We start from the raw sequence: 14,950 nt of genomic DNA, 5'->3' as shown, positions 1-14,950 counted from the left end.
CCCCCGACCCCATCGCGGAGCGGCTGGCGGGCATGACGGTGGAGCAGAAGGTGGGCCAGCTGCTGGTGGCGGGGATCGACGGACTGGAGCCCGGCGCCGATGGCGCCCAGGCGGTGGCGGACTACCAGGTGGGGGGCGTGATCCTCTTTGGCCGCAATGTGGAGAGCGCCGGACAGCTCACCCAGCTGACCAACGGCCTGAAGGCCCTCAACGGGGACTATGTGCCCCTGTTCCTGTCGGTGGACCAGGAGGGGGGACGGGTGGACCGGATGCCCCCCGAGGTGGACGCTCTGCCTGCCGCCTATGACTACATCCAGGCCGGCGGCGATCCCCAGGCCCGGGGACAGGTGCTGGCGGCGGAGTGCGCCGCCTTCGGCCTCAATCTGAACTTCTCCACCTGCCTGGACGTGTGGTCCAACCCGGAGAACACCGTCATCGGGGACCGGGCCTACGGCACCGACTGGGAGAGCGTGACCCAGGCGGGCCTGGCGGTGAACCAGGGCCTGACGGAGGGGGGCGTGATCCCGGTGGTCAAGCACTTCCCCGGCCACGGGGATACTCTGGAGGACTCCCACGAGACCCTGCCGGTGGTGGACAAGATCCTGGAGGAGCTGAAGGAGGACGAGCTCAAGCCCTTCCAGGCCACCGTGGACCAGGGGGTTCCGGTGGTGATGGTGGGACACATCCTGATGCGGCAGATTGACCCGGAGAACCCGGCCTCCCTGTCCGAGCAGGTGGTCACTGGCCTGCTCCGGCAGGAGATGGGCTTTGACGGGGTGGTGTGTACCGACGATCTCACCATGGCCGCCATTTCCGACAGCTACGGCATGGGGGAGGCGGCGGTGCTGGCGGTGGAGGCGGGCTGTGATCTGCTGCTGGTGTGCCATGAGGCCGACAACCTGACCGCCGCCCGGGACGCCCTGCTGGAGGCGGTGAACAGCGGGAGAATTTCCATGGACCGGCTGGATGAGAGCGTGTACCGCCTCCTCTCCCTGAAGGCGGAGTGGGGGCTCACCAATCTGCCGGTGGAGGAGCCCGACCTGGAGGCGCTGAACGCTCGGCTCCAGGCCATCCTGCCCTGACAGTACAAAAACGGTACCCCGTTCAGTTATGGACGGGGTACCGTTTTGTTGTGTGTTCAGCCGCAGCCGCCGCACCGCTGGCAGGCGGCGGGGGTGGCGGCGCAGCCCCCCAGGGCGGTCTCCCGCAGCTCCACGGGGAGGCGGCGGCCCACGTTGTACATGGCGGAGAGCATCTCGTCAAAGGGGATCAGCTGGGGCACGCCGCTGAGGGCCAGCTCGGCGGCCACCAGGGCGTTGGCCACCCCGGCGGCGTTGCGGCTCTGGCAGGGGTACTCCACCAGCCCGCCCACCGGGTCGCACACCAGCCCCAGCATATTCATCAGCACCGTGGAGGCGGCGGCCAGGCACTGGTCCGGCTCTCCCCCCATCAGCTCCACCGCGGCGGAGGCCGCCATGGCGGCGGCGATGCCCACCTCCGCCTGACAGCCCCCCACCGCTCCGGCCACGGTGGCGTTGCGCATGGCCAGATAGCCCACCGCCCCGGCGTTGAACAGGCCGTCCAGCAGTCGCTGGTCGGAGATGTGGTACTCCTCCTGCAGGGCCAGCAGCAGGGCGGGCACCACTCCGGAGGAGCCGGCGGTGGGGGCGGCCACGATGAGGCCCATGGAGGCGTTGGTCTCCAGCACTGCCATGGCGTAGGTGATGGCCCGCTGGAGCACGGGGCCGCAGATGTCCCGTTTTTTGGCGGTGTGAGCGGCCAGACGCTTGGCCTCCCCGCCGATAAGGCCCCCCATGGAGCGGTGGGGGTTTTTCAGCGGCTCCATAGCGGAGGAGCGCATAATCTCCAGGGCCCGGGTCATCCGGCGTTCCACCTCGTCCGCCGTGGTCTCCCCCAGCACGCACTCCCGGCGGCGCATGACCTGGGAGATGGGCAGGCCCTCCCGCTGGCACAGCTCCAGCAGCTCTTTTCCATTCTTAAAGTCCATGGTCGCGCCTCCTTATGACTGTACCAGCATGACGTCCTGGATGTTGGGGTTGCCCATGAGCTGGCCGGAGATGCCGTCGGGAAGGCTGCCGTCCGACTCGATGATGCTGTAGGCGGTGTGTCCCTTGGACTCCCGGAACAGGCGCATGAAGGCGATGTTTACGTTGTGGTCGCTGAGCACCCGGGTGATGTGGGCCACCACGCCGGGGGTGTCCCGGTGGACCACGATGACGGCGCTGTACTCCCCGGTAAAGTCCACCTTTACGCCGTTGATACGGATGATCTTCACCTTGCCGCCCCCCAGGGATACCCCCCGCACCGTCATGACCCGGCCGGCGGCGTTCTCCATGCGGATGTCCACGGTGTTGGGGTGGAGCTCGGTCTCGGTCTCATTGGCGGTGAAGGAGAAGGCCAGCCCCCGCTCCCCGGCGATCTGGAAGGAGTCCCGGATGCGGGCGTCGTCGGTGGCAAAGCCCAGGATGCCCCCCAGCAGAGCCCGGTCAGTGCCGTGTCCGTGGTAGGTCTTGGAAAAGGAGCCGTAGAGGGTGAAGTCCACCCGGGCCAGGGGCGGGGCGAGCAGCTTCCGGGCCAGCCCGGCGATGACCGCCGCCCCGGCGGTGTGGGAGCTGGAGGGACCAATCATGTTGGGTCCCAGTACGTCAAAGACGCTGATAAAAGACATGGTTTACGCCTCCGTAACGGCATTCTTCTGGATAAACTTGCGGTAGATGGTGTCCACAATGGTGCCGATGGCGTTGTCGCCCGACACGTTGCAGGCGGTGCCGAAGGAGTCCTGGGTGATATACAGAGCCACCATGATGGCGCAGATGGGGCCGTTCACATCCCCGGCCTCAGCGCCGAACACCATGTAGAGGAAGGGCAGGGCGGTCATGATGGAGCCGCCAGGGGCGCCGGGGGAGGCCACCATGGCGATGCCCAGAGTCATAATGAAAGGCACCACGGTGCCCAGGCTAATGGGCAGCTGATACATCAGGCACACGGCGGTGGCACAAGCGGTAATGGTAATCATGGACCCCGCCATGTGGATGTTGGCGCACAGAGGCACCACGAAGTTGCGGATCTCCTCCAGAATGCCGTCCTTCTTGGCGCACTCCAGGTTGACGGGGATGGTGGCGGCGGAGGACTGGGTACCGATGGCGGTGGCGTAGCCGGAGATCTGATTGCGGATGAGAGTCACCGGGTTTTTGCCGGCCACCAGACCGGCCACCAGGAACTGGATGACGATATAGATGAGGTGCATGGCGATGACCACCAGGAACACCTTCCACAGGATGCTGAGGATGGCGAAGGTCTTGCCGGAATAGGTCATGTTGGTGAAGGTGCCGCAGATATACAGGGGCAGCAGGGGGATGATGACCTTGTGCAGCACCTTGTCAATGATGGCGGAGAAGTCCTCCATGCCGTGGTATAGAGTGTCCCCGATCTCCTTGCCACGCATGGTGGACAGACACAGACCCAGCACGAAGGCCAGAGTGACGGCGGAGAGGGTGTCCAGCAGCGGCGGGATGGAGAGGGAGAAGTAGCCCTCCAGTGACACGTCGGCGGTGGCGGCGATCTGGTCTAAGGCCCCCTCGGTCATGAAGGAGGGGAACAGCGCGGAGGATACCAGGTAGGAGGCCGACCCCGCCACCAGAGTGGAGAAGTAGGAGAGGACCACGGTGATGACCAACAGCTTGCCCGCCCCGCTGCGCAGGTTGGCGATGCCCATAGTCACGTAGGCCACGATCATCAGGGGGATGATAAAGGAGAGGAAAGTGCTGAAGATAGACGAGCAGGTGACGATCACCCGGTTGAACCACTCCGGCATGAAGGAGCCGAAAAGAATGCCCAACACGATGGCGATAATCAGTTTGGGGATCAGACCGACTTTAAACTTCTTTTTTTCCATGTGCATTTCCTCCAATCTTCTCTCGCGGGTGTCTGGATATTTGTTGGTTTTTACGGTGCACTTAGTCTAACATAAGAGTATAATTTAATCAAATAAACCAATTTTATAATTTCGATGAAAAATTTTAATAATACTTTGGGGGGATGGGCCATGGAACTGCGGCAGCTGACCACCTTTGTCCGGGTGGCCCAGTTTCAGAGTTTTTCCAAGGCGGCGGCCAGTCTAGGCTACTCACAGTCGGCGGTGACGGTGCAGATCCGCCTGCTGGAAGAGGAGCTGGGGGTGCGACTGTTCGACCGGATCTACAAGCGGGTGGTGCTGACAGGGCAGGGGCGGCAGTTTCTGGACAGCGCCTATTCCATCCTCCAGGAGGTGAACCGGGCCACCCAGGCTCTGGCCGGCGGGGAGGGGGAGCTGACCGGGCAACTGCACATCGGCACGCTGGAGTCCCTGTGCTTTGCCCGGCTGCCCGGAGTGATGCACAGTTTCCGCACCAGCCACCCCGGGGTAAATATCCTCATCACCACCGGGGTGCCCGAGGACCTGATCACCAAGATGGAGCGGGGGGAGGTGGACATCATCTACATCCTGGACGAGCCGCTGTACAACAACCGCTGGAACAAGCTGCTGGAGGAGCGGGAGGAGGTGGTGATGGTGGCGTCGGCTGGGCTGGGCCGGGCCCTGGGCCCCGGTCCCCACCGGCTGGAGGAGCTGCTGGACTGCCCCTTCTACCTCACCGAGCGGGATGCCAACTACCGCCGTCTGCTGGACAAACGGCTGGCCGCCCTGGGACGGGCGGTGACCCCCGCTCTGGAGAGTAGCTACGCCTCTTTCCTGCTGAGGGTTCTGGAAGAGACCGAGGGGCTGTCTTATCTGCCCTGGTTTCTGGTTGAGGAGAAGGTGCGGCAGGGGACGCTGACAGTGGTGGAAGTGGAGGACTTGCAGAGTGTTATGTACGGTCAGATCTTCTGTCATAAGGAGAAGCTTGCCACGCAGGAAATGCGGGAGTTTGTTCGGCTGTGTTCCCGTCCGGTTCCCTTCGCTACCGCTCATGTCTAAGTGAGCAGAAGGGCAAAAAAGGGCTTGCCGTCCGCCATGCGCAAACGGCAAGCCCTTTGGTCTATCTTCGTTATTTGGCGTAATCCACCACTTTGGTCTCCCGGATCATGTTGACCTTGATCTGACCGGGATACTCCAGCTCTTCCTCGATCTTCTTGGCGATGTCCCGGGCCAGCAGCACCATCTGGTCCTCGCTGACCTTGTCGGGCGCCACCATGATGCGGACCTCCCGGCCCGCCTGGATGGCGAAGGACTTCTCCACCCCGGGGAAGGAGGAGGTGACCTCCTCCAGCTTCTCCAGACGCTTGATATAGTTCTCCAGATTCTCCCGCCGGGCGCCGGGCCGGGCGGCGGAGATGGCGTCGGCGGCCTGGACGATGCAGGCCACGATGGTGCGGGGCTCCACGTCGTTGTGGTGAGCCTCGATGGCGTGGACCACGTCCTCGTTCTCCCGGTACTTCCGGGCCAGCTCCACGCCGATCTGCACGTGGGAGCCCTCCACCTCATGGTCGATGGACTTGCCCAGGTCGTGGAGCAGGCCGGCCCGCTTGGCCTGGGTCACGTCGGCGCCGATCTCGGCGGCGATGAGCCCCGCCAGATGGGCCACCTCGATGGAGTGGTTGAGCACGTTCTGGCCGTAGCTGGTGCGGTAGCGCATCCGGCCCAGCAGCTTGATAAGCTCGGGGTGCAGGCCGTGGACGTTGGTCTCAAAGACGGCCCGCTCGCCCTCGGCCTTGATGGTGGCGTCCACCTCCCGCTTGGCCTTCTCCACCATCTCCTCGATGCGGGTGGGGTGGATGCGACCGTCCTGGATGAGCTTCTCCAGGGCGATGCGGGCGATCTCCCGGCGGACCGGGTCGAAGCAGGAGACCGTGATGGCCTCCGGCGTGTCGTCGATGATCAGGTCCACCCCGGTCATGGTCTCCAGGGTGCGGATGTTGCGGCCTTCCCGGCCGATGATGCGGCCCTTCATCTCGTCATTGGGCAGGGGTACCACACTGACGGTTGCTTCCGCCACATGGTCGGCGGCGCAGCGCTGGATGGCAAGGGAGAGAATCTCCTTGGCCTTCTGGTCGGCCTCCTCCTTGAACTGGGCCTCGATCTCCCGGACCTTCATGGCCGACTCGTGGGTGACCTCCTCGGCCAGCTGGTTGATGAGGTAGTTCTTGGCCTCCTCGGCGGTGAAGCCGGAGATGCGCTCCAGCACCTCCATCTGGGTCTTCTTCACGGTGGACACTTCCTCCCGGGCCTCGTCCAGCTCGGCCAGCTTGCGCTGCAGGGTGTCCTCCTTCTTTTCAATGTTCTCAGTCTTGCGGTCCAGATTTTCTTCCTTCTGCTGGAGCCGGCGCTCCTGCTTCTGCAGGTCGGCCCGGCGCTCCTTTACCTCGCGCTCATACTCGTTGCGGGCCTGGAGAATCTCCTCCTTGGCCTCCACCAGCGCCTCCCGCTTTTTGCTCTCGGCGCTTTTGATGGATTCGTTGATGATCCGCTTGGCCTCTTCCTCGGCGCTGGAGATCTCCTTTTCGGCCACCTTCTTGCGCCACTGAATGCCGGCGGGGAAGCCTATGGCAAGTGCGACCACAGCGGTGATCACACAGGCGATAATTGTCTGCATCAAGGCTGAAATACACCTCCCTTTCTGGAATTTTCAAAGTTCGATCTTGGTATATTTGACGTTTGCAGCCGGACAAAACTTGTCCAATCTGCACAAAAGTGGAAGAACGTACCCCTCGTTCTTCAAAATACTACACCTAGACTATTTTAAGGCCTATCATATCCTTCTGTCAAGGAAATTCGTGTGCGCACAAAAACCCCCGGACCGGTTCCGGTCCAGGGGCGCATATAGTGTGGTTTCAGGGCCGGGCGGGGAGGGAGTCGTCCTCCCGGATCCAGTCCTCCACGTGGACCACGGAGTAGTCGGTGGGGGTGTCCCGGATGACCACCCGCTGGATGCCGGCGTTGATGATGAGCCGCCGGCACATGGAGCAGGAGGTGGAGCCGGGGATCAGCTCCCCGGTGGCCGGGTTGACGCAGGCCATGTACAGGGTGGCCCCCAGGGTCTCGCTGCGGGCGGCGGAGATAATGGCGTTGGCCTCCGCATGGACCGAGCGGCACAGCTCGTACCGCTCTCCGGAGGGGATATTCAGGGCCTCCCGGGTGCAGTAGTTCAGATCCACGCAGTTTTTCCGGCCCCTGGGGGCGCCGTTGTAGCCGGTGGCGATGATCTCGTCGCTCTTCACCAGAATGGCCCCGTAGTGCCGCCGCAGGCAGGTGGCCCGCTCTGCCACCGTCTGGGCGATATCCAGATAATAGTTCTCTTTGTCAATGCGTCCCATGGGTTCCCCTCCGCCGCTTTTTTCCCAAGTATACCGGCTTTTTTCCCCCGGTGCAAGCCATTTTTTCCGCCGCTGAATTCACATATTGTTTACGTTTCCTTCCTTGACGAAAAAAGCCTCAGGCGGTATCATATTATTTAAGAAAAATGTAAGCTTTCTGACCAAAGGAGACGACCCTTGCTCATGCTGATGAATTTTTTCAGAAAACTGATGTACGGGCGGTATGGCAGCGACCAGCTCTCCTTTTTCCTCCTCATCACCTATGTGGTTTTGATCCTGCTGTCCGGCCTGCCTCATATGGGCTTTCTCTCCTGGGTGGCCCTGGTGGTGCTGCTGTGGGATCTGTTCCGCATGTTCTCCCGGCGCATTGACCGCCGCCGGGCGGAAAACGCCCGGTTCCTCCACGCAGTGGGGCCGGCCGTCCGCTGGGTGAAAATGCGCCACACCATCCACCGGGACAAGGAACACCGCTATTTTAAATGTCCCAACTGCGGACAGTACCTGCGGGTGCCCCGGGGAAAGGGAAAGATCACGGTGAGCTGCCGCAACTGCGGCGCCAGTTTTGAGGAGCGGAGCTGACTGCCCGCGCCCGGCCCGGCGCGCCCCTGGCGCGCCGGCTTTTTGCAACCTTTTACAGGAGAGTGAGCACATGAGACAGTGTATGGACGCAGACAATCTGCACCGCCGGCTGAGAAAGGTCATCGGCCAGCTCAACGCCATCGATCGGATGGTGGACGAGGACGTGCCCTGCGAGGAGATGCTGATGCAGATCAACGCCGCCAAAAGCGCCCTCCACAAGGTGGGCCAGGTGGTGCTGGAGGGCCATCTCAACCACTGTGTCCGGGACGGCATCGAGCACGGGGACGCCGACAAGACCATTTCCGAATTTGCCAAGGCCATCGAGCACTTTTCCCGCATGAGCTGAAAACCATCGCCCGCCGCATTGTGCTTGCGGCGGGCGATGGTTTTTTATTTTCCCACGCAGAAGCGCGCAAAGATCCGGGCGGTGATGTCCTCCCGCAGGTTGGCGCCGGTGAGCTCTCCCAGGGCGGACAGGGCCTCCTCCACATCGGTGAGCAGGGCGTCGGGGGTGATCCCCGCCTCCAGGCTGTCCTCCGCCCGGGCCACGCTGTCCAGCGCCCGCCGGGCGGCCTGGGCTTGCCGCAGGTTGGTGAGCAGCTCTCCCGCCGCCCCCTGTCCGCCGGAGGGGAACAGCCGATCCACCGCCTTTGCCAGCGCCTCCAGCCCCTGGCCGGTTTTCGCGCTGAGCTCCACCACCGGCGGCATGGGGTCCAGCGCCGGAAGGGGGGCGGCGGGCAGATCCCCCTTGGTCCACACCAGAATGGTGGGGGCGTGGGCCGTTGCCTCCTTCAACAGGGCGGCGTCCTCCGCCGTAAAGGGCACCGAGCCGTCGCACAGCAGCAGCACCAGGGCGGCCTCCTCCAGGGCGGCCCGGCTGCGCTCCACCCCGATGCGCTCCACCTCGTCGGCCGCCTCCCGGATGCCGGCGGTGTCGATCACCCGCAGGGTCACGCTGCCCAGCCGGCAGCGGGCCTCCACCGTGTCCCTTGTGGTGCCGGGCACCGGGGTGACGATGGCCCGCTCGTACCCCGCCAGGGCGTTGAGCAGGGAGGACTTGCCGGCATTGGGCCGGCCGATGAGGGCGCAGGGGATACCCCCCGCCAGATACCGGCCCCGGTCGTAAGTGGCCAGCAGGGCGGACAGCTCCCCTTTGGCGGTTTCCAGCCCGGTTCGGATGGTGTCCGCCCGGAAGGGGTCGATGTCCTCGTCGGGGTAGTCCAGCACGGCGTGGAAGTGGGCCAGCAGGTCCACCAGAGCGTCGTAAATGCCCTGTACCCGGCGGCTCAGGGCGCCGGAGAGCTGCCCGGCGGCCTGGTGGACGGCGGCGGGGGTCTCCGCGTCGATCAGGTCGGCCACCGCCTCCGCCTGGGCCAGGTCCATCCGGCCGTTGAGCAGGGCCCGGCGGGTGAATTCTCCCGGTCCCGCCTGCCGCACCCCCTGGGCGAACAGGGCCTCCAGAGCCAGGGTGAGCACCATGGGGGAGCCGTGACACTGCAGTTCCGCCGTGTCCTCCCCGGTGTAGCTGTGGGGACCGTGGGAAATGGTGGCCAGGGCCTGGTCAATGACGGCCCCGTCCGCCCCCAGCAGAGAGCCGTACACCAGCTGCCGGTCCCTGGATTCCTCCAGAGGCCGCCCCCCGGCGGGGCGGAACACGGCAGAGGCGGCGGGAATGGCCCCCGGCCCGGAAAGCCGCAGAATCCCAATGGCTCCGGGGGCCGGGCCGGTGGCGATGGCTGCGATGGTATCGGACATGATCATCACCTCAGAGTCAACCTTGTGTTGACCGAATTATACCAGATTTCGTCCCACTTGGGGAGGAAAAAACTTTGGCGAAAGCGACGTGGTTTTTTCTCTTGACTGGTCTTATGTCAACGATTTTTGAATATCCACAGGCTGTGCAAAACTGTGCAAAACTGTGGAAAACCATGTGGACAATGTGGAAAACCCTTCTCCAGTCTGGTTTTTACCAAATCCACATGGGCCCGTTACGATGTATATTTCTCTGTATAACAACAACCAAACGGAATTTATGGTGTCCGGCAGGAAGGCTTTGTCAAATTGGCAAAAAAGATACACCAAATTTAGGTAAAGTTGCCCTTGAACCGGGTGATTTTTGGTGCTAAACTATTATTAGTACTAAAAAATAATTTTTTGGAGGCGTATCAAATGGACCATGCACCCCTGCCCCGGCGGTATCTGATGTTTTTTGCCGGCGTGGTGAGCTCCGCGCTGGGGATCGCCCTCATTACCCTGGCGGGCATGGGGACGTCGGCGGTATCCAGTCTGGCCTATGTGCTGACCTTTGTGTTTCCCGGCGTATCCTTGGGGTGCTTTACCTTCCTGGTGAACTGCGCCATGCTGGGGGGACAGGCGCTGCTGCTGCGCAGCAAGTTTCAGCCCATCCAGCTGCTGCAGGTTCCGGCCACCTTTGTGTTTTCCGCCTGCATTGACCTGTGGATGGATCTGCTGTCCGCCCTGGTGCCGTCGTCCTATGCCGGCCGGTGGGTGGTGCTGCTGCTGGGCTGCGGTTTCCTGGGGCTGGGCGTGGCCCTGGAGGTGGTCCCCAACGTGCTGATTCTCCCCTGCGAGGGCTTTGTACGCACCTGCAGCCAGGTGTTCGGCTGGGACTTCGGCAAGACCAAGACGGGTTACGACCTGGCCATGCTGTGCGCCGCGCTGCTGGTATCCCTGCTGTGCCTGCGGTCGGTCCACGGCCTGCGGGAGGGCACGGTGGTGTGCGCCCTCACAGTGGGGTCCATCTCCCGCTTTTTCTGCCGCCGGATCCAGCGTGTGTGGGAGCACAGGCACCCGTCGCTGGCCCATACGTAAGGGTAACGGCGGAAGGAAACAAGATAAAAACTGCCGCGGGCCATGGCCTGCGGCAGTTTTTTTGTATCCAGTGTCAGCCCAGACGGCTCAGGATCACCTGGGCGGCCTTGACGCCGGAGGCGCCGGCCTGGGCCAGGCCCCGGGTGATGCCCGCCCCGTCGCCCACGGCGAAGAAGCCGGGCAGGGAGGTCTCCAGCTCGCCGGACAGGGCCAGCCGGGCGGAGTAGAACTTTACCTCCGCGCCGTAGAGCAGGGTGTCGTAGTTGGCGGTGCCGGGGGCGATCTTGTCCAGCTGATAGATCATCTCAATGATGTCGTCCAGCTGCCGCTTGGGCAGGGCCAGGGACAGGTCGCCGGGCACGGCAGCGGTGAGGGTGGGACGGACGAAGGACTTGCCCAGCCGGTGCTCGTTGGTGCGGATGCCGCTGACCAGATCGCCGAACCGCTGCACGAGCACGCCGCCGGCCAGCATGTTGGACAGGGAGGCGATGTGCTTGCCGTAGCGGTAGGGCTCGTTGAAGGGCTGGGTGAACCGGTTGGACACCAGCAGGGCGAAGTTGGTATTCTCGCTCTGGAGGGCGGGGTCGGAGTAGGAGTGGCCGTTGACGGTGTTGATCCCCTCCACGCTCTCGGCCACCACATGGCCGTAGGGGTTCATGCAGAAGGTGCGCACCGGGTCGCCGTACTGCTTGGTGCGGTAGACCAGCTTGGACTCGTACACCACGTCGGTGATGTGCTCAAAGACCTTGGCGGGCAGCTCCACCCGCACGCCGATGTCCACCTGGTTGTTGATGAGCTGGATGCCCAGTTCCTTGCACTGGTTGGAGAACCACTCCGCCCCCGAGCGGCCGGGCCCGGCGATGAGCCAGGTACAGTCGATCTCGTCGCCCTGCTGGGTGATCAGGCGGTAGCCCTCGCCGTTGAGGTTTTCGATCCTGGTCACCGGGGTGTGGAATCGGAACTCCACCCCCTTGCGGCACTCCTCATAGATGCTCTGGAGGATTTTCAGGTTGTTCTCGGTGCCCAGGTGCTTGCACCGGGCCTGGAGCAGGTGCAGGTCGTGCTCCAGAGCCTTTTTCTCCAGCGCCCGGGCCGCCGGGGTGTCGGTGGAGAACACCTTGTCAGTGGCCCCGTGCTTCATGTTGATGGAGTCCACATAGTCAATGAGGCCCATCACCTCTTCCCGGGGCATGAAGTCGGTGAGCCAGCCGCCGAAGGCGGTGGTGAAGTTGTACTTGCCGTCGGAAAAGGCGCCGGCGCCGCCAAAGCCGCACATGGTGCCGCACACCTTGCAGTGGATGCACTCCTTCACCTTGCCCGCCACGATGGGGCAGCTGCGGGTATAGATGTCGGCCCCCTGGTCCAGGGCCACCACCTTCAGGTTGGGATTGCGGTGCATCAGCTCGTACCCGGCGAAGATGCCGGCCTCTCCGCAGCCCAGAATGGCAACGTCATACCGTGTGTTCATGTGCGATCTCTCACTTTTCGTTATATTAGGCAGGCATCACACATGCCTATCCAAGTTAGTATTATACCAAAGCGGCAGTTTTTTGACAACAGCAACTAAAAGATTTTCAGGGAGCCTGTTCAAAAATCATCCCCCTGGCGTATAGGGCGCCACCTCCACGCCGGTGTAGTACCACTTCAGGATCTCGTCGTAGGTTTTGCCCTGCTTGGCCAGGGCGTTGGCCCCGTACTGGCTCATACCCACCCCATGGCCGTAGCCGGTAACCGAGAAGGTCACCCCCTGGCTGTCGGCGGTCACAGTAAAGCTGGTGGAGCGCAGTCCCAGCAGGGTGCGCAGGGCCCCGCCGGAGACGGTGACGCCCCCCACGTCCACCTGCTCCACCCCGCCGGCGGAGTTGGGCACGGTGTTCTGAAACCAGCCGGCGGGGTCCCCGGACAGGTCGGCGTCGGGGTACTGGGCCAGCAGCTTGCTTTTGAACTCCTCCAGGGTAAAGGTGACGGTGGAGTGGTAGTTGGGCACCTCGTCCCCCTCGGGGCTGTCCACTCCGGTGAGATAGGGCACTGAATTGCCCCACACCTCCACCGCGTCCACCGTCCGCCCGGCGGCGGAGGAGAAAAACACCGCCTGAATGGGATGGCCATCGTATAAAACGGCCATCCCGTCGGTCTCCGACACGGCGGAGGTGATCTTGGCGGTGTATGCCGCCCCATTGTCCCCCCAGTTGGCGGCGGCCTGGTCCGGGTCTATGTAGGCCTGGCAGCAGGTGATGTCGGTGCACACGTCGGCGTCGGGGTGCTTTTCCACCGTGCGCCCCAGCTTGGACAGGGTGTAGGTCCGGGCGGCGGCGGCCTGGGCCTTCAGCGCCTCCAGCTCAAAGGAGGCGGGCATCTCCGCCGCCACCACCCGCCACAGGTACTGGTCCAGCCCCAGGGTGAGCACGCTGCCGTCGGTCAGCGCCACCCGGATCTGGGTCTGGCTGTCCGCCGAGGGGCTGGGGGTGACCACGGTCCGGTCGATGGGCAGCTCGCCGGTGGGGGCGGCCTGCTCCGTCTGCTCCAGCCCTCCCGTTCCGAAGAGCAGCAGCGGCAGCAGAAACAGAACCAGCAGCAGCGCCAGGGCCGTGGCCACCACCTGTTTCACACCCCACCGCTGTCCATAATTTTGCAAGTTATTCTTCATCACAATTCACTTTCCAACTTGGTTGTGGGTATCCTCTTCAGGTTGTTTTGCCAAAAATCCTTGGAATAACTTGTTTTGGATTGACGGCAGGGGAAAAAGGGATTACAATGAATACCATCAAAATTTGGGAGAAGGAGCGGGTTTGGATGCAAAATGCGGAGCGCGAGGCCTTTGCAGGGTTCCTCACCAGTCTATGCGCGGAGTACCAGAAGCATAACCAGATTGATCCGGCATATTATGAGCGCTACAACGTGAAGCGGGGCCTGCGCAACGCCGACGGCACCGGCGTGATGGCGGGCGTGACCCAGATCGGCAACGTCATGGGCTATTACCTGCAGGACGGCGAGCGGGTGCCCGCCCCCGGCAAGCTGGTGTACCGGGGCATTGACGTGGAGGAGCTGGTGGACGGCTTCGTGGGTGAGGACCGGTTCGGCTTTGAGGAGACGGCCTACCTGCTGCTCTTCGGCCAGCTGCCCACCCGGGAGCAGCTGGCGGCCTTCCAGCAGCTGCTCACCGACAACCACACCCTGCCCCACATGTTTACCGAGGACATGATCATCAAGGCTCCCAGCCCCGACGTGATGAACAAGCTGGCCCGGTCGGTGCTGGCCCTCTATTCCTATGACGACAACCCCGACGACATGTCCCTGCCCAACCAGCTGCGGCAGGCCATCCAGCTCATCGCCCGGGTGCCCGTCATCGTGGCCCACGCCTTCGCCGTGAAGCGGCACTACTACGACGACGAATCCCTCTATCTCCACCGGCCCCAGCCGGGACTCAGCGTGGCGGAGAACTTCCTCTACTCCGTCCGCCACGACAACCAGTTCACCCAGCAGGAGGCCCGGCTGCTGGATCTGTGCCTGGTGCTCCACGCCGAGCACGGCGGCGGCAACAACTCCGCCTTTGCCTGCCGGGTGCTCTCCTCCTCCGACACCGACATCTACTCCTCCATCGCCGCGGCGGTGGGCTCCCTGAAGGGGCCCCGGCACGGCGGCGCCAACAAGAAGGTCATGGAGATGTTTGGCTATATTGAGGAGGGCGTGAAGGACTGGAAGGACGACGACGAGATCAGGGACTTCCTGGGCAGGCTACTGCGGAAGGAGGCGGGGGACCGGTCCGGCCTCATCTACGGCATGGGCCACGCCATCTACACCCTGTCCGACCCCCGGGCCGTGATCCTGAAGAAGTTTGCCAGGCAGCTGGCCCAGACCAAGGGCATGGAGGACGAGTTCCAGCTCTATGAGGCGGTGGAGCGGCTTACCCCCGAGATGCTCCTCTCCGTCAAGGGGGAGAGCAAGGTGGTGTGCGCCAACGTGGACCTGTTCTCCGGCATGGTGTACAAGATGATGGGCATTCCCCAGGAGCTGTACACCCCCCTGTTTGCCGTGGCCCGCATCGTGGGCTGGTGCGCCCACCGTATCGAGGAGGTCTACCAGCCCGGCAACCGGATCATCCGCCCCGCCTACAAGGCGGTGGCTCCCATGCGCACCTTCGTACCCCTGGACCAGCGGTAAGGCTGGAAAAGACGCAGGAAAAAGCAGGCGCTTGTTCAAGCGCCTGCTTTTTTGTGTGTAAAGGGGC

The 14,950-nt window shown here is 63.3% G+C and carries 14 protein-coding genes; 6 read left to right on the top strand and 8 right to left on the bottom strand.

All coding sequences use genetic code 11. The features are described 5' to 3' along the window. A partial coding sequence (gene nagZ, locus B5F88_RS05285) for a beta-N-acetylhexosaminidase (RefSeq protein WP_087342550.1) occupies nt 1-1,082 on the top strand: 1,082 nt, incomplete at its 5' end. A gap of 56 nt (nt 1,083-1,138) precedes the next feature. Here nagZ and sdaAA read toward each other — a convergent pair. From sdaAA to B5F88_RS05270, 3 genes are read right to left on the bottom strand one after another with little or no spacing between them, the layout of a single operon-like run. Continuing rightward, nucleotides 1,139-2,008, bottom strand: a complete 870-nt coding sequence (gene sdaAA, locus B5F88_RS05280; RefSeq protein ID WP_087342547.1) for an L-serine ammonia-lyase, iron-sulfur-dependent, subunit alpha — start codon at nt 2,006-2,008, stop codon at nt 1,139-1,141. 12 nt (nt 2,009-2,020) lie between these two features. Then, entirely contained in the window at nt 2,021-2,689 is a 669-nt protein-coding gene (sdaAB, locus tag B5F88_RS05275) for an L-serine ammonia-lyase, iron-sulfur-dependent subunit beta (protein ID WP_087342544.1), read from the bottom strand. 3 nt (nt 2,690-2,692) lie between these two features. Beyond that, entirely contained in the window at nt 2,693-3,916 is a 1,224-nt protein-coding gene (locus tag B5F88_RS05270) for a dicarboxylate/amino acid:cation symporter (RefSeq protein WP_087342542.1), read from the bottom strand. A gap of 150 nt (nt 3,917-4,066) precedes the next feature. On the opposite strand from B5F88_RS05270, the gene B5F88_RS05265 reads away from it, so the two are divergent. After that, nucleotides 4,067-4,975, top strand: a complete 909-nt coding sequence (locus B5F88_RS05265; protein WP_087342539.1) for a LysR family transcriptional regulator — start codon at nt 4,067-4,069, stop codon at nt 4,973-4,975. A gap of 70 nt (nt 4,976-5,045) precedes the next feature. On the opposite strand, the gene rny is transcribed toward B5F88_RS05265, so the two are convergent. Next, nucleotides 5,046-6,590: a ribonuclease Y gene (rny, locus tag B5F88_RS05260; protein WP_087342537.1), complete on the bottom strand. Its 1,545-nt coding sequence runs from the start codon at nt 6,588-6,590 to the stop codon at nt 5,046-5,048. Nucleotides 6,591-6,828: 238 nt separating this feature from the next. Then, nucleotides 6,829-7,311 carry a deaminase gene (locus B5F88_RS05255; protein WP_087342534.1) on the bottom strand — a complete coding sequence of 161 codons (483 nt, stop codon included), beginning with the start codon at nt 7,309-7,311 and terminating at the stop codon, nt 6,829-6,831. A gap of 183 nt (nt 7,312-7,494) precedes the next feature. On the opposite strand from B5F88_RS05255, the gene B5F88_RS05250 reads away from it, so the two are divergent. Continuing rightward, nucleotides 7,495-7,890: a hypothetical protein gene (locus B5F88_RS05250; RefSeq protein ID WP_087342531.1), complete on the top strand. Its 396-nt coding sequence runs from the start codon at nt 7,495-7,497 to the stop codon at nt 7,888-7,890. A gap of 70 nt (nt 7,891-7,960) precedes the next feature. Then, nucleotides 7,961-8,236 (top strand): metal-sensing transcriptional repressor, encoded by a 276-nt coding sequence (locus tag B5F88_RS05245; RefSeq protein WP_087342528.1) that lies wholly within the window; start codon nt 7,961-7,963, stop codon nt 8,234-8,236. Between the two features lie 44 nt (nt 8,237-8,280). On the opposite strand, the gene mnmE is transcribed toward B5F88_RS05245, so the two are convergent. Continuing rightward, nucleotides 8,281-9,645: a tRNA uridine-5-carboxymethylaminomethyl(34) synthesis GTPase MnmE gene (gene mnmE, locus B5F88_RS05240; RefSeq protein ID WP_087342526.1), complete on the bottom strand. Its 1,365-nt coding sequence runs from the start codon at nt 9,643-9,645 to the stop codon at nt 8,281-8,283. 414 nt (nt 9,646-10,059) lie between these two features. Here mnmE and B5F88_RS05235 point away from each other — a divergent pair, with 414 nt between their 5' ends. After that, the gene (locus B5F88_RS05235) at nt 10,060-10,722 is read left to right on the top strand and encodes a DUF6198 family protein (RefSeq protein ID WP_087342523.1); all 663 of its coding nucleotides are present in this window, start codon (nt 10,060-10,062) and stop codon (nt 10,720-10,722) included. A 73-nt stretch (nt 10,723-10,795) separates the two neighbouring features. Here B5F88_RS05235 and B5F88_RS05230 read toward each other — a convergent pair whose 3' ends face one another. Next, nucleotides 10,796-12,190, bottom strand: a complete 1,395-nt coding sequence (locus B5F88_RS05230) for an NAD(P)/FAD-dependent oxidoreductase (protein WP_087342520.1) — start codon at nt 12,188-12,190, stop codon at nt 10,796-10,798. A gap of 126 nt (nt 12,191-12,316) precedes the next feature. Next, nucleotides 12,317-13,369, bottom strand: a complete 1,053-nt coding sequence (gene spoIID / locus B5F88_RS05225) for a stage II sporulation protein D (RefSeq protein WP_242959643.1) — start codon at nt 13,367-13,369, stop codon at nt 12,317-12,319. Between the two features lie 146 nt (nt 13,370-13,515). On the opposite strand from spoIID, the gene B5F88_RS05220 reads away from it, so the two are divergent. Continuing rightward, the gene (locus tag B5F88_RS05220) at nt 13,516-14,883 is read left to right on the top strand and encodes a citrate/2-methylcitrate synthase (RefSeq protein ID WP_087342553.1); all 1,368 of its coding nucleotides are present in this window, start codon (nt 13,516-13,518) and stop codon (nt 14,881-14,883) included. The last annotated feature ends 67 nt before the right edge of the window (nt 14,884-14,950 follow it).

Source organism: Flavonifractor sp. An306 (assembly GCF_002159455.1).
Taxonomy (GTDB): Bacteria; Bacillota; Clostridia; order Oscillospirales; family Oscillospiraceae; genus Flavonifractor.
This window is presented reverse-complemented; position numbering and strand designations above follow the sequence as displayed.